At 63.7% G+C, this 19,658-nt stretch carries 18 protein-coding genes; 3 read left to right on the forward strand and 15 right to left on the reverse strand.

All coding sequences use genetic code 11. The features are described 5' to 3' along the window. Positions 1-33: 33 nt before the first annotated feature. The 9 genes from FB597_RS09495 to tyrS all read right to left on the reverse strand — a co-directional run bounded on the left by FB597_RS09495 (position 34) and on the right by tyrS (position 9,058). Positions 34-1,128, reverse strand: coding sequence for a branched-chain amino acid ABC transporter substrate-binding protein (locus FB597_RS09495; RefSeq protein WP_186442761.1), 1,095 nt, complete (start codon positions 1,126-1,128; stop codon positions 34-36). A gap of 261 nt (positions 1,129-1,389) precedes the next feature. Then, positions 1,390-2,040, reverse strand: a complete 651-nt coding sequence (gene yfcF, locus FB597_RS09500) for a glutathione transferase (RefSeq protein ID WP_144769416.1) — start codon at positions 2,038-2,040, stop codon at positions 1,390-1,392. 133 nt (positions 2,041-2,173) lie between these two features. Further along, complete coding sequence (gene purH / locus FB597_RS09505) at positions 2,174-3,745, reverse strand: bifunctional phosphoribosylaminoimidazolecarboxamide formyltransferase/IMP cyclohydrolase (RefSeq protein WP_141914603.1); 1,572 nt, start codon at positions 3,743-3,745, stop codon at positions 2,174-2,176. 100 nt (positions 3,746-3,845) lie between these two features. After that, entirely contained in the window at positions 3,846-4,079 is a 234-nt protein-coding gene (locus FB597_RS09510; protein ID WP_008117471.1) for a Fis family transcriptional regulator, read from the reverse strand. Positions 4,080-4,260: 181 nt separating this feature from the next. Beyond that, complete coding sequence (gene dusB, locus FB597_RS09515; RefSeq protein ID WP_141914604.1) at positions 4,261-5,277, reverse strand: tRNA dihydrouridine synthase DusB; 1,017 nt, start codon at positions 5,275-5,277, stop codon at positions 4,261-4,263. 664 nt (positions 5,278-5,941) lie between these two features. Beyond that, complete coding sequence (locus tag FB597_RS09520; protein WP_141914605.1) at positions 5,942-6,586, reverse strand: histidine phosphatase family protein; 645 nt, start codon at positions 6,584-6,586, stop codon at positions 5,942-5,944. Between the two features lie 37 nt (positions 6,587-6,623). After that, on the reverse strand, positions 6,624-7,265 hold the full coding sequence (locus tag FB597_RS09525) for a YbhB/YbcL family Raf kinase inhibitor-like protein (RefSeq protein ID WP_141914606.1): 642 nt from the start codon (positions 7,263-7,265) through the stop codon (positions 6,624-6,626). Between the two features lie 70 nt (positions 7,266-7,335). Next, the gene (dtd, locus tag FB597_RS09530; RefSeq protein WP_141914607.1) at positions 7,336-7,797 is read right to left on the reverse strand and encodes a D-aminoacyl-tRNA deacylase; all 462 of its coding nucleotides are present in this window, start codon (positions 7,795-7,797) and stop codon (positions 7,336-7,338) included. A 1-nt stretch (position 7,798) separates the two neighbouring features. Further along, on the reverse strand, positions 7,799-9,058 hold the full coding sequence (gene tyrS, locus FB597_RS09535) for a tyrosine--tRNA ligase (RefSeq protein WP_141914608.1): 1,260 nt from the start codon (positions 9,056-9,058) through the stop codon (positions 7,799-7,801). Between the two features lie 245 nt (positions 9,059-9,303). Here tyrS and FB597_RS09540 point away from each other — a divergent pair, with 245 nt between their 5' ends. From FB597_RS09540 to FB597_RS09550, 3 genes are all read left to right on the forward strand, one after another. Beyond that, complete coding sequence (locus tag FB597_RS09540) at positions 9,304-10,695, forward strand: M23 family metallopeptidase (protein ID WP_141914609.1); 1,392 nt, start codon at positions 9,304-9,306, stop codon at positions 10,693-10,695. 86 nt (positions 10,696-10,781) lie between these two features. Next, entirely contained in the window at positions 10,782-11,915 is a 1,134-nt protein-coding gene (locus FB597_RS09545; RefSeq protein WP_141914610.1) for an anhydro-N-acetylmuramic acid kinase, read from the forward strand. Between the two features lie 177 nt (positions 11,916-12,092). After that, on the forward strand, positions 12,093-13,187 hold the full coding sequence (locus tag FB597_RS09550) for a branched-chain amino acid ABC transporter substrate-binding protein (RefSeq protein ID WP_255517128.1): 1,095 nt from the start codon (positions 12,093-12,095) through the stop codon (positions 13,185-13,187). A gap of 205 nt (positions 13,188-13,392) precedes the next feature. Here FB597_RS09550 and FB597_RS09555 read toward each other — a convergent pair whose 3' ends face one another. The 6 genes from FB597_RS09555 to FB597_RS09580 form a co-directional block, all read right to left on the reverse strand. After that, positions 13,393-13,752 (reverse strand): hypothetical protein, encoded by a 360-nt coding sequence (locus tag FB597_RS09555; protein WP_255515764.1) that lies wholly within the window; start codon positions 13,750-13,752, stop codon positions 13,393-13,395. 130 nt (positions 13,753-13,882) lie between these two features. Next, positions 13,883-14,848, reverse strand: coding sequence for a magnesium/cobalt transporter CorA (gene corA / locus FB597_RS09560; protein WP_141914612.1), 966 nt, complete (start codon positions 14,846-14,848; stop codon positions 13,883-13,885). Between the two features lie 191 nt (positions 14,849-15,039). Then, on the reverse strand, positions 15,040-15,750 hold the full coding sequence (gene mtgA, locus FB597_RS09565; RefSeq protein ID WP_141914613.1) for a monofunctional biosynthetic peptidoglycan transglycosylase: 711 nt from the start codon (positions 15,748-15,750) through the stop codon (positions 15,040-15,042). Between the two features lie 45 nt (positions 15,751-15,795). Further along, entirely contained in the window at positions 15,796-16,611 is an 816-nt protein-coding gene (aroE, locus tag FB597_RS09570; RefSeq protein ID WP_141914614.1) for a shikimate dehydrogenase, read from the reverse strand. A 40-nt stretch (positions 16,612-16,651) separates the two neighbouring features. Then, complete coding sequence (locus FB597_RS09575) at positions 16,652-17,533, reverse strand: TonB C-terminal domain-containing protein (protein ID WP_141914615.1); 882 nt, start codon at positions 17,531-17,533, stop codon at positions 16,652-16,654. A gap of 55 nt (positions 17,534-17,588) precedes the next feature. Next, the gene (locus FB597_RS09580) at positions 17,589-19,655 is read right to left on the reverse strand and encodes a ribonuclease catalytic domain-containing protein (protein ID WP_141914616.1); all 2,067 of its coding nucleotides are present in this window, start codon (positions 19,653-19,655) and stop codon (positions 17,589-17,591) included. Between the last annotated feature and the right edge of the window lie 3 nt (positions 19,656-19,658).

Raw genomic sequence — 19,658 nt, forward strand, 5'->3', positions numbered from 1 at the left:
ATCAGGCTTGATGATAATCGATCCTGGCCGGCCCTAATCGGCCTTCACTACCTCGACTACCTTCCACTCGGCGCCCTGCGACTCATACACGGTAAATACCGGGTTCTTCAAATTCCCCTCGCGATCGAATTCAATGGGCCCCGTCAGCCCCTTGAACCTTTCCTTGTGCAAGGTCTCCGCCAGCTTCTGCGGATCGAGCGAATTAGCGGACTTGATGGCCTCGCCCAGTACCTGGACGGCATCGTATGCGCGCAATGCGCTGACATCGATATAGGATCCCTGGAAATTCTCGATGTAGGCTTTTTCGAAAGACTTCCACCTGGCCATCCTGTCCCTGGGCTGGTCCGATTCCAGCGACAGGATATTGCCGACATCATTGACCCGGCTCAGCACATACTGGTTGTTCATCCCATTCATCGCATTCAGGAATCGGGTGGTCAACCCCAGGCGCTTGGCGCTGACGATCATGTTGGCGGCCTGCAAATGCGTGCCGCCCCAGAAAATCGCGTCGGCTTTGCGTTCCTTGATATCCATCAGCGCCTGGTTGAAGTCGGACGTCTTGTCGCTCACCGAATAATGGCCGGCAATCGTGCCGCCAGCGGTTTTGAAGCCATCGCTGAACTGGCTTGCCATGGCGGCGCCGGACGGCGTTTTGTCATCGATGACGGCAATGCGGCGCAGCTTCAGATCGCGGTAGGCGTATTTCCCGAACAGGATGCCGCCCTGCTCGCTGTGACCGAACATGCGAAACACATTGTCATATCCGAGCTGCGTGAATTGGCGGTTGGTCGCGCCCACCGACAGCTGGGGAATATGCTCCGCCTGGAAAATATCGGCGGTGGCGATGCATACCGTCGAACTGTGGCAGATCACGGCCTGCACTTTGCGCTTCAGCAAATATTGCGCAGCCAATCTGCCGGTATTGGCGTTGAAACGGTCATCCTGGACAAGCAGCTGGAAATTGACCTTGACGTTGTTGACCTTGATGTTTTTCTGATTCAGTTCGTCGATTGCCAACTGGGCGCCATTGACCATGCTGATGCCGCGCTCCTGGTTGGAACCGCTCTGCGGCGCCAGGAAGCCGATCGAAACCGCGACTTCCTGCGCCTGTCCCGCAGCGCAAGACATGCCGCCTCCAATGGCAAGCAACAACAGGAACGCCCGCCGGAATCCGGCGCGCATGCAGCGAAATAAGCAAGTCATCATCCCCCCCTCCCAAGGATAAAAAATCGCAGGCCATTATCCATCGAAAAAAACGATATGACACGATGACGGCACAATCGCCGATACGCAAAACAACAGCGTCCGCCCCCCTCAGGCCGCTCAAACATCCTTCCGACAATTTGCGGCATTGCACGCTCGGGCATCCTCACACATTCTCACAAATTTTCACGGCGTGGCCGCCTTCAGCGCCTGCGCCTGGCGCACCCATTGCTGCACCGAAGGACGCTGCCATTGGCGCTTGGCGTACTGTTGCAACGCCGGCGGCAACGGGTCGCCATGCAGTGCCAGGCGGTTGAGCATCAGCGCCAGGTCGGTGTCGGCGATGCACCATTCGCCGAACAGGTTGTCCTTGCCGGCCAGCAGCGTTTGCGCGGCGGCCGCAAGCTTGTCGACCGCCGCCTTGGCCGCCGCCGACAAGGGTGCGAAACCCTCGCCATAGAACACCACTTCGGTCGGCCGCTCCTGGCGTATCGGCATCAGGTCGCTGCGCAGCCAGGCCTGCACCTCGCGCGCCTTGGCTCGCTGGCGGACATCAGCCGGATACACCGCCCGATGTGCCGGCGCGGGAAAGCATTCTTCCAGGTATTCGGCAATCGCGGTCGATTCGGCCAGGTGGAATTGGCCGTCCGACAAGGTCGGCACGCGCCGCGTCAGCGACACGCTGGCGTAGCCGGCGCCCTGGTTCTGGCGCGCGGCCAGGTCGATGGTCAGCAACTCGAACGGCACCCCCTTCTCGGTCAGCGTCACGAAGGCCGACATGGCGTAAGGGCTGATGAATTGGGCATCGACGTACAACTGCAATGGCGGCGTCTTCAAGCGGTTTCTCCTTGATGGTCTGGTCTTGCGCACGTGCGCTTTCGATCCATCGACACATTAAAGCAAAATAAGGCAAAACAAAGCAAAACGCCCGGCAATGCCGGGCGTTTTCGATCACATGACTGCCAGCGGATCAGTGGCGGAAGTGGCGCGTGCCGGTCAGCAGCATCACCACGCCACGCTCGTTGGCGGCGTCGATCACTTCCTGGTCGCGCATGGAGCCGCCCGGGTGGATCACGCAGGTCGCGCCGGCATCGACCACTACGTCCAGGCCGTCGCGGAACGGGAAGAAGGCGTCCGAGGCCACGGCCGAACCGGCCAGGGTCAGGCCGGCGTTGGCCGCCTTGATCGAGGCGATGCGCGCGGAATCGATGCGGCTCATCTGGCCGGCGCCCACGCCGAGCGTCATGCCGTTGCCGCAGAACACGATGGCGTTGGACTTGACGAACTTGGCCACGCGCCAGGCGAACATCAGGTCTTGCAGTTGCTGCGGCGTCGGCTGCAGCTTGCTGACTACCTTCACTTCCGGCAGCAGCACGTTCTTGGCGTCAGGCGACTGCACCAGCAGGCCGCCGCCGACGCGCTTGAAGTCGTAGGCATTCAAGCCGTTGCCCAGCGGGATTTCCAGCAGACGCACGTTCTGCTTGGCGGCGAAGATCTTTTTGGCTTCGTCCGAGAACGCCGGCGCGATCAGCACTTCGACGAACTGCTTGGCCACCGCTTCGGCCGCCGCGCCGTCCAGCGGGCGGTTGAAGGCAATGATGCCGCCGAAGGCCGAAGTCGGGTCGGTCTGCAGGGCCTTGCTGTAGGCTTCCAGCGGGTTGGCGCCGACCGCCACGCCGCAGGGGTTGGCGTGCTTGATGATGACGCAGGCGGCCGTTTCGGCGGCGTCGAAGGTCTTCACACATTCCCAGGCGGCGTCGGCGTCGGCGATGTTGTTGAACGACAGTTCCTTGCCTTGCAGCTGGGTGTAGTTGGCCAGCGCGCCGTCGACCTTCTTGATGTCACGGTAGAACGCCGCGCTCTGGTGCGGGTTCTCGCCGTAGCGCATGTCCTGCACCTTTTCGAAGTGCAGGTTCAGGGTGTCCGGATAGGCGCTGCGGGTGGCGTGCTGCTTGTCCTGGCCCAGCGAGGTGAAGTAGTTGGTGATGGCGCCGTCGTATTGCGCGGTGTGGGCGAACACCTTCTTGGCCAGCGCGAAACGTTTCTCGTATGGGAGGTCGCCGCCGGCCTTCAGGTCGGCCAACACGCCTTCGTAATCGCTCGGGTCGCAGATCACCACCACATCCTTGTGGTTCTTGGCCGAGGAACGCAGCATGGCCGGGCCGCCGATGTCGATGTTCTCGATCGCGTCTTCCAGCGAGCATTCTTCCTTGGCCACGGTCTGCTGGAACGGATACAGGTTCACCACCACCATGTCGATGGTCGAGATGGCGTGCTGTTCCAGCGCGGCCATATGCTCGGGGAAATCGCGGCGCGCCAGGATGCCGCCATGCACCTTGGGATGCAGCGTCTTGACGCGGCCATCCAGCATTTCCGGGAAGCCGGTGTAGTCGGCCACTTCGGTGACCTTCAGGCCGTTGTCGGCCAGCAGCTTGGCGGTGCCGCCGGTGGACAGGAGGTTGACGCCCATGGCGGACAGCGCGCGCGCGAATTCGAGCACGCCTGCCTTGTCGGATACGGAAATGAGTGCTTGTTTGATCATGGTAGGCAAGACTGGAAAAGGAAGATGGAAACCTGAAAACCGTTGATGAAATAAGTTGAAGCAGTTGGCTCAGGCCGGCGCACGCGACACCGGCCGGCGCTCAGAGCAGGCCGTGCTGCTGCAACTTCTTGCGCAGCGTGTTGCGGTTGATGCCGAGGATTTCGGCGGCCTGCGACTGGTTACCTTCGGCGCGCGCCATCACGGTCTCGAAGACCGGCTTCTCGACCGTCGACAGAACCATGTCGTAGACGTTGGTGGGCAGTTGTTCGCCCAGGTCCCGGAAATATTTTTCCAGGCTCTTCTTGACGACATCCTCAATACTTTCTTTGCTCATTGTTTTGTGCTTCTGTTTTTATCGGCACCGCCGCGGCCGCGCGCAACCTGACGTTGCGTTCCCCGTGGACTGGTTTGTTTGCAGCAATGCCGTGCTGTTGATCAATTTGCGCGTCCTGCGCATCCGATTCGTTTCTCTTACTGTTTCGCGAGGAAAAACGCTTCCCTCGACACCCGGAAAATCAGGCGGCAAGCGGCTCTTCGGCCAAGCCGTATTGTAACCGCTCGCCATAGGCCGCCTGCCCCGCGAAGAAATTGCGCACCGCCTCGAGCTGTTCGGCGCAATTCTCGATGCGGTTCATGCCGCGCCGGAAATCCTCGCCGCCGGGCAAATCGCGCACATACCATCCGATATGCTTGCGCGCCGTGCGCACGCCGAGGTAATCGCCGTAGAACGCGTAATGCGCCTGCAAATGCTCGTCCATCAATTGCTCGACTTCGGTCACCAGCGGCGCCGGCAGGTAGTCGCCGGTGTCCAGGAAATGCGCGATCTCGCGGAAGATCCACGGCCGTCCCTGGGCGGCGCGGCCGACCATGACGGCGTCGGCGCCGGTGACGCGCAGGACTTCGCGCGCCTTTTCCGGCGAAGTGATGTCGCCGTTGGCCACCACCGGAATCGTCACCGCCGCCTTGACTGCCGCGATGGTGTCGTACTCCGCCGCGCCGCTGTAGCCGTCGGCGCGGGTGCGGCCGTGCAGCGTCAGCATGGCGATGCCGCTTTGCTCGGCCCGCGCGGCGATCTTCAGCGCGTTCTTGTTGGCGCGATCCCAGCCGGTGCGGAACTTCAGCGTCACCGGCACGTCGACCGCGCCCACCACCGCATCGAGGATACGGGCCACCAGTTCTTCGTCCTGCAACAGGGCCGAACCGCACCAGCTGTTGCAGACCTTCTTGACCGGGCAGCCCATGTTGATATCGATGATCTGGGCGCCGCGCTCGACGTTGTACTTCGCGCAATCGGCCAGCATGGCGGGATCGGCGCCGGCGATCTGCACCGCCTTGGGCTCCATCTCGCCATCGTGGTTGATGCGGCGCGAGGTTTTCTCGCTTTGCCACAGCCGCGGATCGGAGGCGGCCATCTCGGACACGGCATATCCCGCGCCCAGCTGCTTGCACAGCTGGCGGAAAGGACGGTCGGTCACACCCGCCATGGGAGCGACGAACACGTTGTTTCGCAAGGAATACGGTCCAATGTTCACGAATTGGAAGAGCGGGTTCTGACCTATTTCCACCCCGCGTTCGAATGAGAAGGGCGGAGTGCAAGGCGCGGTGCACCGCACAGGGTGGTGCCCTGTGCAAGCGCCGCAACGCCGCAATTCGCCCTTCTCATTCGAACCCTCCGGGCAGTCCCGGCAACGGGCCGCCTGCCGCGTTGCGCCTCCTTGCCGTGGCACCACCACGACGCGTCGTCGCGCCTTGCATTCGGCCCGTTGCCGGGGCTGCGCGGGGGCGGAAATAGGTCAGAACCCGCTCTATGGAAAAACGGGGAAGGGCGCTATTTTAGCGCGATTGCGGGCCATGCCCAACTAGATTTGGGCACCGTTACATCTCTGCGCGCGATTTGCAGCTGTTCAATAATTAAGCAACATCAACCTATTGACGAAACGGCAATTTACATCCAGGGAAATCGTTTGCGGATATTCCCGTATTTCCTGCAACGGCAGTTTTCAACAGGCAAATGAAAGCAAACAGCGAGCAAAATCCGTCGCCCTGACGAAAGTCGGGACCCAGCGTCGTTCAGCGGCCCTTGAAGCACAACAAAAGACACTGGATCCCGGCCTTCGCCGGGATGACGCGTTTCGGAGGAAAGCTTTCAGTGAGCGGCATGGCGACAAAGCCGCCGTATTTTTGATGGCGCCGGACTCAGCGGTCGACTTCGTCCAGCGTTTCGCGGTTGAGGTGGCCGATCTCGCCCCAGGAACGGATGCGCGCGCGTTCGCCGTCCCAATGCAGGCGGTTCACGCTGGCGTTGAAGATGTCGAAGGTGCGCGGCTGCGCGAAGCCGGTGCCGCTGGCCCAGTGGTGAAGGCATTCGAGCACGCCGCCATGGGTGACGATGGCGACCTTGCGGTACTTGCCATCGGCAACGATGCGCCGCACGGCATTGACCGAACGCTGGTAGAACTCGCGCATGGTCTCGGCCTCGCGTTCGCCGGCCGGATAGCGGGCATCAGGTTCGCGCGCCTTCCAGACGCGGTAGGCCTCCGGATATTTTTCTTCGATGTCCGCATGGCGCAGCCCCTCGAAAGCGCCATAGCAGCGCTCGCGCAAGCCGGCGTCGATGGCCACCGGCAACCCCGCCACATCGGCCACGGCCTGGGCCGTGGCGCGCGCGCGCTGGAGGTCGCTGGCGAAAACGGCATCGATGCCCTCATCGGCCAACACTTCGCCCAACGCCAATACCTGGCGCCGGCCGGCTTCGTTCAGGGGGATATCGATATGGCCTTGCAGGCGCTTGTCGACGTTCCAGTCGGTTTCGCCGTGGCGAATCAGCAATATCTCAGTCATGCGGCAATGCCATCCTTGTCTGTTGGGGCAACGGCGCTCACCTGGCCGCGGATGGGTTGAGCCAATACAGGCCGTGGATCGATGCCTGTTCCAGCACATGGTCGCGCAGCGCGGTGAGCACCACCGCCCCTTCCAGGTTGCCGGTCAGCGGCAGTTGCGCCACATCCAGCGCATACAGCGTGAAGATGTAGCGGTGCACCAGCGCGTCGTTCCACGGCGGGCACGGGCCGTCATAGCCGAAATAGTCGCCGCGCATGTCGCCATCGCCAGCGAACCAGCCGGTGTAGTCGTTGATGCCCTGGCGGGCGCCGGGCATGGTGTCGCCCAGCACCGCCGGCCCCGGCTTGCCGCGCGCGGTCACGCCGTTGCTGAACTGCCCGGCGGCGATCTGCGTGACGGCGGGAGGGATATCGACCAGGATCCAATGGTAGAAATCGACCCGCGGCAGATCCAGCGGCACGGTCTTGCCTTCCTGGTTGACATCGTCGCCGCGCGACGGCACGTCGGGGTCGTGCATGACCAGCGCCAGCGACTTGGTGCCGGCCGGCAGATCGCTCCAGGCCAAATGCGGATTGCGGTTGGAAGACAACGCGACATGGGTCTTGGGATCGGCCACGGCGAATGCGAATTCACCGGGGATGGTTGCGCCGTCCTTGAAAGAATCGCTCCAGAATTTCATGTGACCTCCTGAAAAAAATAGCCGGGTTCAAACGCCATACCTTGATGAGATGGGGATGGATACGACGGCTTCAATCCCTGACCTTGGGCTTGATCTGCAACCAGAACGTGACCGGGCCGTCATTGGTCAGCGACACCTTCATGTCGGCGCCGAAGCGGCCTGTGCCGACCCGGTCGGCGCCATGCCGGCTGCGCGCCTGCCCGACGAAATGCGAGAACAATTGTCGCCCGGCATCGGGCGCCGCGGCCGGCGTGAAGGACGGCCGCGTGCCGGAGTTGGTGTCGGCCGCCAGCGTGAACTGCGGCACCAGCAAGAGGCCGCCTTGCACGTCGGCAACACTGCGGTTCATCTTGCCGGCCTCATCGGCGAATACCCGGTAAGCCAGCAGCTTGCTCAACAGCGCATCGGCTTCGGCCACCGTGTCGTTGCGCTCGGCGCACACCAGCACCATCAGGCCGGCGTCAATCGCGCCGATGGTTTCCCCGTCCACTACGACAGCGGCCTGGCTGACTCGTTGCAGCAAGGCGATCATGTCAAGCGAGCGTGACGCGCGCGAACTTGCGCTTGCCGACCTGCACCACGAACTGTCCGGCATCGACCTTGAGGCCCTTGTCGCTGACCGCCGCGCCGTCGATGCGCACGCCGCCCTGCTCCACCATGCGCAAGGCTTCCGAGGTGGAGGCGCACAGGTTGGCTTGCTTGAGCAACTGGCCGATGCCCAGCGGCGCGCCCGTCAGGGACACTTCCGGGATGTCGTCCGGGATGCCGCCCTTGGAGCGGTTGACGAAGTCGGCCAGCGCGTCGACGGCGGCCTGCTGCGAATGGAAACGGGCCACGATTTCTTGCGCCAGCGCAACCTTGATGTCGCGCGGGTTCTTGCCGGCCTCGACCTCGGCCTTGAAGGCCGCGATTTCCGCAATCGAGCGGAACGACAGCAGGTCGTAGTAGCGCCACATCATCACGTCGGAAATGCTCATCACCTTGGCGAACATGGTGTTGGCCGGTTCGGTGATGCCGATGTAGTTGCCCTTGGACTTGGACATCTTTTCCACGCCATCCAGGCCTTCCAGCAGCGGCATGGTCAGGATGCACTGGGGCTCCTGGCCGTAGTCCTTCTGCAGCTCGCGGCCGACCAGCAGGTTGAACTTCTGGTCGGTGCCGCCCAGCTCCAGGTCGGACTTGAGCGCCACCGAGTCGTAGCCCTGCATCAGCGGGTAGAGGAACTCGTGCACCGAGATCGGCGTGCCGTCCTTGAAGCGCTTGGTGAAGTCGTCGCGCTCCATCATGCGCGCCACGGTGTAGCGCGAGGCCAGCTGGATCATGCCGCGGCTGCCCAGCGGGTCGCACCATTCGGAGTTGTAGCGGATCTCGGTTTTAGCCGGGTCCAGCACCAGGCTGGCCTGGGCGAAATAGGTCTTGGCGTTGACTTCGATCTGCTCGCGCGTGAGCGGCGGGCGGGTCGCATTGCGGCCGGACGGGTCGCCGATCATGGAGGTGAAGTCGCCGATCAGGAAGATCACCTGGTGGCCCAGGTTCTGCAGCTGGCGCATCTTGTTGAGCACCACCGTGTGGCCCAGGTGCAGGTCGGGCGCGGTCGGATCAAGGCCCAGCTTGATGCGCAACGGCTGGCCGGTTTGCTCGGAACGCGCCAGCTTCTGCGCGAATTCGCTTTCGATCAGCAACTCGTCCACGCCGCGCCTGGCGATCGCCATCGCCTCGCGGACTTGATCGGAGAGCGGCAAGGATGAGCTGGAAGCGGCTTGGGCGGCGGGGATAGACTGGTCTGCGTTCATCGATATAACTAAAAAATAGGCTTTGTAGGACAGTGCTGCGAAATCGTATTGCTATAATCCGGTTTTCGTTTTTCTGCTGAGCGCCTCGACGCGGCCCCAGAGCTCAGTCAGCAGAAAGTGCATTCACATCTGTTCGGGATGTTTCGCGGCACAATACGGCAGCTCAGGCGGCGGGGGGACAGTAACGCCGCGCAAGCCGCTGGACGCGGTTATCCGGAACAGAACATCAGATTTTAACGTATTGCATGTTCCCACAAGATAAATTCAAGCGCGTCACGTCCCGATGCACCTCCGCCCTCCAGTCCTGCCACCATAAGATTTCCGGCTCCTCGCCCAAGGCCCGCATCATCGGCGCCAGCGCGTTGTTCCTGGCCGCCTTCACCATCGGCGCCGCCGGTTTCGCCCCGGCCGAGCCGGACCTGAAGGACGCGCCGGTCAACCCGATCACCAAGGAACTGGCCTTGCCTGATTTGCAACAGCAGATCAGCGCGCTGGAAGAAAACGCGCAGTATTACGTCAATGAAGAGAAGGTGCGCACCGGCGACACGCTGGCCACCCTGCTGAACCGGCTGGGCGTGGACGACCAGGACGCCGCCAACTTCATCAAGTCCGACACCCTGGCGCGCTCGGTCATGCAGTTGCGCGCCGGCAAGCGCGTGGTAGCCCAGACCGACCAGAACGGCGACCTGGTCAAGCTCTCCGCCATGCTCGACGACGGCAGCGATACCTTGCGCAACCTGGTGATTTCGCGCGAAGGCGAATACTTCAAGGCCGATGCCGTGCCGGCCACGCTGGAGCGCCGCGTCGAAATGCGTTCCGGGGTCATCTTCTCGTCCCTGTTCGCCGCCACCGATGCGGCCCAGATCCCCGACGCCGTGGCCCTGCAGTTGGTGGACATGTTCGCCACCAACATCAACTTCGCCGCCGACCTGCGCCGCGGCGACCGTTTCAACGTGATTTATGAAACCTTCTGGCAGAACGGCGAACCGGTGCGCACCGGCCGCGTGCTGGCCGGCGAGTTCGACAATGCCGGCAACCGCTACCAGGCGGTCTGGTTCAACGACCCCGGCAACAAGGGCGGCGGCGGTTACTACGCCTTCGACGGCAAATCGCTCAAGAAAGCCTTCCTGAAGTCGCCGCTGGCCTTCACCCGCATCTCCTCGGGCTTCTCGATGCGCATGCACCCGATCCTGGGCAAATGGAAGCAGCACACCGGCGTCGATTTCGCCGCCCCCACCGGCACTCCCATCCATGCGGCGGCCGATGGCGTGGTCGATTTCGTCGGCCAGCAGAACGGCTACGGCAACATCGTGGTGATCAAGCACTGGAGCGGCTACTCCACCGCCTATGGCCACATGAGCCGCTTCGCCTCCGGCCTCAGGAAGGGCATGAAGGTCAGCCAGAGCGATGTGATCGGTTACGTCGGCATGACCGGCTGGGCCACCGGTCCGCACCTGCACTACGAGTTCCGCGTCAACAACCAGCCGCGCAATCCGCTGTCGGTGGACGTGCCCAACAACCAGGCACTGACCGGCCAGCAGTTGAAGAACTTCCGCGCCGTCGCCGCCGATATGCAGCACCGCATGGCGATGCTGCGCGTGCCCGGCGCGCCGGACGTGAAGCTGGCCGCGAAGTAAGCCTGCCGGTCTACCCTCGGCAAGGGCGGTCGCTGTAGAATCAGCGACCGCCCTTTTTCTTGGAACCCAATAGGTTCTTACCGCCCATGCCAGCCTCCGCCCCTGCGCTCTACATCGGCCTGATGTCCGGCACCAGCCTCGACGGCGTCGACGGCGTGCTGGCCGCCTTCGCTCCCGGCAGCGATACCATCTCCGCCACGCTGGCCGCGGCCTACGTACCCTTCCCCGAGCACCTGCGCGCCGACCTCATGGCGCTGCAAGCGGCCGGGCCCAACGAGATCGAGCGCGAGGCGCTGGCCGCCAACGCGCTGGCCGTGCACTACGCCGATTGCGTGGCGCAACTGCTGCGGCAAACCGGCAACGGCGCCGCCGATATCCGCATGGTCGGCGTGCACGGCCAGACCATACGCCACCGGCCGGAACTGGGCTTCACGCGCCAGACCAACAATCCGGCGCTGCTGGCCGAGCTGTCCGGCATCGATGTGGCGGCCGACTTCCGCAGCCGCGACGTCGCCGCCGGCGGCCAGGGCGCGCCGCTGGTGCCGGCCTTCCACCGCGCCGTGTTCGGTCACGATCAGGAGTCGCGCGTGGTGGTCAACATCGGCGGCATCGCCAACATCAGCATCCTGCCGGCGGGCGCCGGCCAGGCCACCTCCGGCTTCGACACCGGCCCCGGCAACGCCCTGATGGATGCCTGGATCAAGCTGCACAAGGGACAAAGCTACGACGCCAACGGCGACTGGGGCGCAACGGGACAAGTGCATGACGGATTGCTGCGCCATTTGCGCGATGAGCATTTCTTCCTCCTGCCCCCGCCCAAGAGTTCGGGCCGCGACCTGTTCCACCTGGACTGGCTGCAGGCTGCCCTGCTGAAAACCGGCGCAGCGGTGGCACCGGCCGACGTGCAAGCCACGCTGGCGATGCTCACTGCCGGCACCATCGCCGACGCCATCGCCACCTATGCGCCGGATGCGCGCAAGGTGTACGTCTGCGGCGGCGGCGCCGAGAACGGCTTCCTGATGCGCCTGCTGCAGCAGGCGCTGCAAGAGCGCGCCAGCGTGCAATCCACGGCGGCGCTGGGCATCGCCCCCAATCAGGTGGAGGCGCTGGCCTTCGCCTGGCTGGCCTGCCGCTTCGACCTGCGCCTGCCGGGCAACCTGCCGGCCGTCACCGGCGCGCGCGGGCTGCGCGTACTGGGCGCGCTGTATCCGGCACACTGACCCGCGACGCCTCGCCACGTTTGCCACCGGAACCCATTTCCTCAATCGGCGGAGTGTGTTCTAGAATCGACGACGACATCAACCGGCATCACTGCTCTTTCGGGGGAGGGGGAAAAGATGAGATGGGACGTAAGCATCAAGTTGCGTTGGAGGAAAGCCATCCTGTTGTTCGCATGCATGTCGGCAGCCATCGCGCCGGCGACGCATGCCCAGGCCGATACTCAGGTCGCGCTGATCGGATTGGCAATGCCCTTGTCCACGCCGCGCGGACAAGCCCTGCGCGACGCCGCGCTGCAAGGCATAGAGGACGCCAACAAACGCAACATCGTTGTTGACGGCAAGAAAATTGTCTTCAAGCTGTTCGAGGTCGATGACAAGAACGACAACAACCATGCCGCGCTGGGCGCCCAAACCATGGTCAACGCACAGGTGATCGGCGTGGTAGGCCACTTGTCCACCGACGCCAGCCTGATCGGGGCCAGGATCTACAACAAGGCGGGGATACCCCTGGTCTCGCCAACCGCTACCGCCCGCGCATTTACCCAGCAGGGATACGCCAACGTCTTCCAGCTTCTGGGGCATACCGAGATCACGACCGACCACCTGGTCCGCGTCGCCACGCAGACCATCGGCGCCAAACGCATCATGGTCGTGGACAACGACACGGAACTGGGCTATTCCCTGGCCAACAGCTTCACCAGGAAACTGCGCGAGAAGGGGCTACAGGTGGTCGCCCGCGCTTCGGTCAACCAGAAGACCTCCGATTTCAACGGCGTGCTGTCGCAGGCGCAGCAGGCCGGCGCCGACATGATTTTCCTGGCCGCCATCGTGCCGCAGGCCATGGCGTTCGCGCAGCGGCTGCAACAACGGGATCCGGCCCTCACGCTGTTACTGGCCGGCGGCGCGGTCAATTACAACTTCCCTGGCAGCTCGGACGAGTATGGCAGCAACACGTGGATCGTCGTACATGGGCTGCCCGAGGAAAAACTGCGCGGGTTCAAAGCCCTGAAAGCGGCATATTCCGCCAAGTTCAAGACCAACCTGATCCCGCAGTCGTTGTTCACCTATGACTGCGTGGGCGTACTGGCCGAGGCGGTGCGCCAGAGCAATTCGCTGGATCCGGCAAAGCTCATCACCGCCTTGCACCGCCTGCACTACGCCGGCGTGTCCGGCCCGGTATCGTTCGACGCTGAAGGCAGCCTGAGGGAGCCCAATTACAGCCTGTACCGGGTGGAACAAGATCATTGGACTGCCGTGCAAACCTTTCCGTGATCGGAATCCATGTCTCCCGCCAGGGCCGTATCGAAGCCAGCGTGTCACCGGTTAGCGCTCTTGCCTGCCCTTCGATACGCTGCTGCGCAGCTACTCAGGGCGAACGGAGTCTGGATCCCACAAACAAAAATGCCGTTCAGCGCTTAACTGAACGGCATTGCCCGTAGCGGGGATTTATTACATTGCGGCAAGGCTGCGCCGACCATCAATAGCGCAAGATCCTGCCGTTGTCCAAGCGCGCGCGGTCGCCTACGCGAAACTCTGTATTATCTTTTTGCGTGAAGGTCTGCAGGGAGCCGTCCTCCATGCGCACGCGGATGTTGTAGACGTCCCGGGCGGCGGCATCGCTGCCCGGCAGGCCACTGGCCACGCCACGACCTTCCCGATGGATCACTTCGACGGATTCCACCACCCCGGCGCCGGAATAGGAAGCCACACGCTCATCGTTCTGCCGTGGCTGCGCCAGAGGGCTATTGGAGTTCAGGCCCGAGCAGCCTGGTAATACGCCGGCAAAGCTCAAGCCGACGATGGCCAGCGAGCAATAATGATGGCGCATGTGTCGCATGAAGTCCTCCTGCCAGTCCCAATCGATGGAAGGAGTGTGCACCATCCGGATGGCGCATCGCATCGGAAAACGGCGCAAATGGCCGTCAGAAAAACAGCAATGCCGCCATCGGCAGACGGCGCGCCTGCGCTCAATTGAGCCAGCCGCGCCGGCGGAAGTACCAGAACGGCGCGATGGCCGAGCCGATCATCATCAGGATCGCCAGCGGATAGCCCACGTCCCAGTCCAGCTCCGGCATCAGCTTGAAGTTCATGCCGTAGATGCTGGCAATGAGCGTGGGCGGCAGGAACGCCACCGAGGCCACCGAGAAGATCTTGATGATCTTGTTCTGGTTGATGTTGATGAAGCCGACGGTGGCGTCCATCAGGAAGTTGATCTTGTCGAACAGGAAGGCGGTGTGGCCGTCCAGCGATTCGATGTCGCGCAGGATCTGGCGCGCGTCTTCGAACTGTTCGGAACTGAGCAGCCGGCCGCGCATCAGGAAGCTGACCGCGCGCCGGGTATCCATCATGTTGCGGCGGATGCGGCCGTTCAAGTCTTCTTCGTGCGCGATGGTGTTGAGCACATCGGCCGCGGCCTGGTCGGACAGGCTCTTCTTGAGCACGCTGGCGCTGACCGCTTCCAGCTTCTGGTAGATGCCCTCGAGCGCATCGGCGGAGTATTCGGCATCGGTCTCGTACAGTTCCAGCAGCACATCCCGATAGTCGCCGATGGAACCGGGGCGGGAGCGCGCGCGCATGCGCACCAGGCGAAACACCGGCAAGTCTTCCGAATGCACCGAAAACAGGATGTTGCGCGCCAGGATGAATGCCACCGTCATGGCGGAGGAAGCGTCGTCGTCGCCTTCGAACAGGAAGTCGGTGCGCAGGTGCAGGTCGCCATTTTCGGCCTCGAAATAGCGGGCCGAGGCTTCGATGTCGCTGAACTCGTCTTCGTCCGGCAAGGTCACCCCGTAGATGCTTTTGATCCAGGCGCGCTCCTCGTCGCTCGGCTCCGTCAGGTCGACCCAGACCGGCGCGACCTGCTCCAGGTCGGCACGGCTGTCGATGTTGACCTGGTTGAGTCGTCCGTTTTGCAACACGAATACATTAATCATGGGGTCTCACCAGAGCCTAGTTAACATTAAATTTACGAGATGCGCCGCCCCCGCAAGGCGCGCCAGCGGCGACGCCCGGAACGTGCGCAAGTGTACGTTCAACGATTGCGCCAGGCAAGCGCGGCACACGGCAGCGTGACGATGTCATGCGCCTGTCATCCGGCCGGCCCGGCGCAGGCCATCAATGAGGCCTAAGGATGGGCCGCGGGCAAGGTAGCCGCGTTCATGCGCCGCAGGATCAATGCGGTGCGGGCGGCCAGGTAGCCCGAGCCGCGGTTCTTGTCGTAGAAGCGCGGGCGCGGCAGCATCACCGCCAGGCGCGCGGCCTGCTCGGGGCCGAGCCCGGCGGCCGAGGTGCGGTAATAGTGCTGGGCCGCGGCTTCGGCGCCGAATACGCCATTGCCCCACTCGACCACATTCAGGTAAATCTCGAAAATTCGCTGCTTGTCCATCAGGAATTCGAGCATGTAGGTGATGATGAATTCCTGGCCCTTGCGCAGGTAACTGCGTTGGCCCGAGAGGAACAGGTTCTTGGCCAGTTGCTGGGTGATGGTAGAGCCGCCGGCCACCACCTTGCCCTTCTTCTCGTTTTTCTCGTAGGCCTTTTGCAGGGCATCCCAGTCGATGCCGTCGTGCTCCGAGAAATTGGAGTCTTCGGAAGCGATGATGGCGCGCTTGAGGTTGTTGGATATGCGGTTGTACGGCACCCATTTGAATTGCAGCTGGGCATTGGGGTTCTTCTCGCGCAAAATCGATAACTGCTGGCGCATGAAACTGGTGGAGCCGGGGTTATGGCCGGTGCTCCACCACCATATCTGCACGAAGAAATACGCCTGCAGCAACAGCACGCAGGCGATGGGTAAAAGGATGATCCACAGTAGCAGCTTGCGTACGGATTTCATGTGCCTGTTCTTGTTGGAATGCCTGCTGGCGTCGCTGCCTCGAATTTATTCGGCCAACTGGCGGCGCAAGCTGGCGAAGACCTCCGACGTGTCGGGACGCACCCCGCGCCACAGCAGGAAGGCTTCGGCAGCCTGCTCGACCAGCATGCCCAGGCCGTCGCGGGCGACGGCGCCATGCTCCTGTGCGCTGTGCATGAACACCGTGGGCTGGCGCCCGTACATCATGTCGTAGGCCAGCGTCTCGGATCCGTACACGCTCGCCGGCAGCGGCGGCAGGTCGGCGTCCAGGCTGGCCGAGGTGGCGTTGACGATCAGGTCGAACGGGCCATCGAGGCCGGCATAGGCGGCGCTCCTGACCGGTCCGTATTGGGCAAACTGCGCGGCCAGCTCATCGGCCTTGGCCGGGGTCCGGTTGGCCACCACCAGCTCGGCCGGCCGCTGCTCCAGCAGCGGCAACAGCGCGCCGCGCGCGGCGCCGCCGGCGCCCAGCAAGAGGATGCGACGGCCCGCCAGCGACTGGCCGGCATTGACCGTGATGTCGGTCACCAGGCCGGCGCCGTCGGTGTTGTCGCCATAAATGGCATCGCCGTCGAACCTGAGCGTGTTGACGGCGCCGGCCAACCGCGCGCGTTCCGACAGGCTGTCGGCCAGCGCGTGCGCCTCCAGCTTGAACGGCACCGTGACGTTGGCGCCGCGCCCGCCGTTGCGCTGGAACACCTGCACGCTGGCCTTGAAGCCATGCAACGGCGCCAGCAAGCGCTCATACTGCAGCGCCTGTCCGGTCTGGGCGGCGAACTGCGCGTGGATCTCGGGCGACTTGCTATGGGCAATCGGGTTGCCGATGACGACGTATGCATCCATGTTGATCCACCTGTTCCGTGTTTGCCTGTCTTGTTGCCGGTCAGCCGGCGCCGAATTGCGCCTGCAATCCCTGGTCGCGCGTGAAACGGAAACGCGTCACGATTTCCCAGACGTCGTCCCGGCCGGTGGTGCGCATGTTTTCCGGGAAGCGGCCGAACGGCGCCGAACGCCGCACGATGGCCACCGCCGCCTGGTCCAGCGCCGCATTGCCGGAACTGGTCTTGACCACTACCCCGCCATCGCGCTCGTAGATGGTGCCGTCCTGATATACCGGGATGATCACCAGCAGCTCGCCATACAGCTTGTTGCCATCCTTGGTCGGGAAATTCAGCGTGCCTACCTTTTCGATCTTGTCCTGCAGCGTCTTGTAGTACTGGGCATAGCCGACCTCGCGCGTGCTGGGCGTGATCTGGGTCTTCTTGGGGCGCTTGTTGTATTCCTCGATGTTCCTGGCCACCTCGGCTTCCATGCGCGCCATCGCGCGCACCGTCTCCAGCATGTCGCGCGCGTCGAGCTTCGGCTCTGCCCTGGGCTTGGGCTCTTCCGCGCTGGCCACATGCGGCGTCGCGGGCTTCATCTGCGCCAGCATCTTGCGCTGCTGCTCTTCCAGTTCGGCGACGCGGCGCTGGGCAGCCTTCACGCTGTCGCCGCTTTCCTGCCGCTTCATGTCCGGCAGCGGCGACTTGGCGCGCCCGTGGTCCACGTTGCCGCCGCCGTCCAGGTTGGCCTGCGCCAGCGCATCGGCGTTGAGCGGCTTCTTGTCATGCCTGGCGTTGACCAGGATCACTTCCAGTTCCGGGTCGGACGGCTTCAGGCGAAAGGCATCGGGCGCGACGAAATGCACGGCGAGCAGCGCGCCATGCACCAGCAGCGAGATGCCGAGCGCCAGGCTCAGCAGACGGTGTTGGAAAAACAGGTTCACAGCAGGAACGGATGGCCGGAAATGGTCAAAGCAGCAATTCTACGCCAGCACCGGCTCATTGCGCGGCATCGGCGGGCTTGTTTTCGGCGTCGTCCGCCGCATCCGCCGCGGCCTGCTCGCCGGCGTCACCTTCTGCTCCGTCTTCCCCGTCGCTCTCGCCGTCCAAGCCGTCGAGTATGTCGTCCTCTTCATCGCCCAGGTCGGCCAGCGCCTGGCCGGCTGCTGCCGGCACCTCCAGCAGGCGCGCCTCGACCGTGAGGTCGACCTCGTCCCAGCGCAGTAGGTCGAGCTTGACCTGCAACCCGCGCGCCAGCGCGGGCAGGCCCGGCATGCGCAGCACCAGCGGGATCTCGGTCAGGCGCAGGATCTCGTCCTTGAGCACCACGGCGTCGACGGTGCGCGCGTTTTCCTGCGCCAGCCAGCGCAGGCACCAGTAACGCTCCATGGTCGACTGGAAATCGGCGTAGCCGGAATAAGCGGCATCAAAGCCCGAGACGATGGCGAACAGGTCGGCGTCGCGCGGCTTGAAGGGCGCCACCAGCGGCGCAGTCACGCCGTGTTCGATACAGGCCAGGATCTGCCACTGGTTGACCAGGTCGGTATAGCGGCGCAGCGGCGAGGTGCTCCAGGCGTATTGGTCCACGCCCAGGCCCTGGTGCGGCGCGGCGTGGGTCACCATGCGCACCTGCATCTTGGCCGCCCAGCCGCCGGCGCCGCCGCCCTGGGCGCGGTAGATGCCCGGCACGCCATGGTCGGACATCAGCTTGCCCCAGGTGCTGTTGGCGAAGATCATCAGCTCGGCCACGATCTTGTCCAGCGGCGCGCCGCGCTTGCGGCGCACGATCGATACCACGCCGTCCTCGACGTAGAAATTGAAGTCGACGCGGTTGTTCTGCTCGGGCCGCAGGCCGAAGCTTTCGCGCTTGGCCATGCGGCCCTGCTCCAGCAACTGCACCCATTGCCACAAGAGCGCGATCTCGTCCTTGTGCGGATAGTCGCCGCTGCCCTCGGCCAGCGCCTCTTCGGTCACCAGTTCGTCGAGATCGTTGTGGCGCAGGTTGGCGGCGATCGGCACCAGCTCGGCGCGGGTCTCGGTGGCCAGCACTTCCCAGGTCTGGGCGTCCAGCGTGGCGTACAGCGACAGCGCCGGACGGGCGGCGCCGGCGTCCAGCGTGTAGGCCGCCACCAGGTCGTCGGGCAGCATGGTGATCTTTTCGCCGGGCATGTAGACGGTCGACATGCGCGCGCGGGCGATGGCGTCGATGGCGTCGTTGCGCTTGATGGCCAGGCCCGGGGCGGCGATGTGGATGCCCACGCGCAGCTTGCCGTCGGGCAGGCGGGTGACCGACAAGGCATCGTCGATCTCGGTGGTGGTGACGTCGTCGATCGAGAAGGCCTGCACCTCGGCGGTCGGCAGATCGGTCGGCGGCAGCGGGATGTCGATGGCGGCAAAGCCAGCGCCGCGCGGGAAGTATTCATACATGAACCTGGCGTAATGCAGGTCCTTGGGCGAGGCGATGCCGCCGGTGGCCAGCATCAGGCGCTGCGGCGTGGTCTGCAATTCCTTGCTGGCGGCGTCGAGCGCCTTGAATTCGATGCCGTTCTTGTCGGGCTTGAACAGCAGTTGCAGCGCGATCGGCTTGAACGCGTCGGGCAGGCGGTTGGCCTTGAGCTCCTCGACATACCCGGCTTGCACCGCCAGTTGCTGCTTCTTCTTTTCCAGGCCGGCCAGCGCGGCTTGCAGCGATGCCTGCGGCGCCGCCTTGTAGCGGCCGCGGCCCTTCTTGTAGAAATAGACCGGCGCGGTATGCAAACGCAGGAGCAAGCCGGCCGCTTCCGGCGGCAACGGCGCATGGCCGAAATATTCGGCGGCCAGCTCGGCGAAGCCGAACTCTTCCTCGCCCGCCACTTCCCACAGGAAGTCGAGGTCGATCTCGTCGGCGATGGCCTGGGCCTGCTGCATCAGCTCCTGCGGCGAAGGCGCGGCGAACTGCAGCAGCGCGTCTCTGGACTTGACCTTGGTGCGCTTGCCGGAGGCCATCTCGACCTGATAGGACTCGCCCTGCTGGGTCATGATGGCGCCGGCCTTGAAGTCGCCGGATTCTTCGAACAATAAATTCATCGT

This window comes from Herbaspirillum sp. SJZ099, from assembly GCF_007828355.1.
Classification (GTDB): domain Bacteria; phylum Pseudomonadota; class Gammaproteobacteria; order Burkholderiales; family Burkholderiaceae_D; genus Herbaspirillum.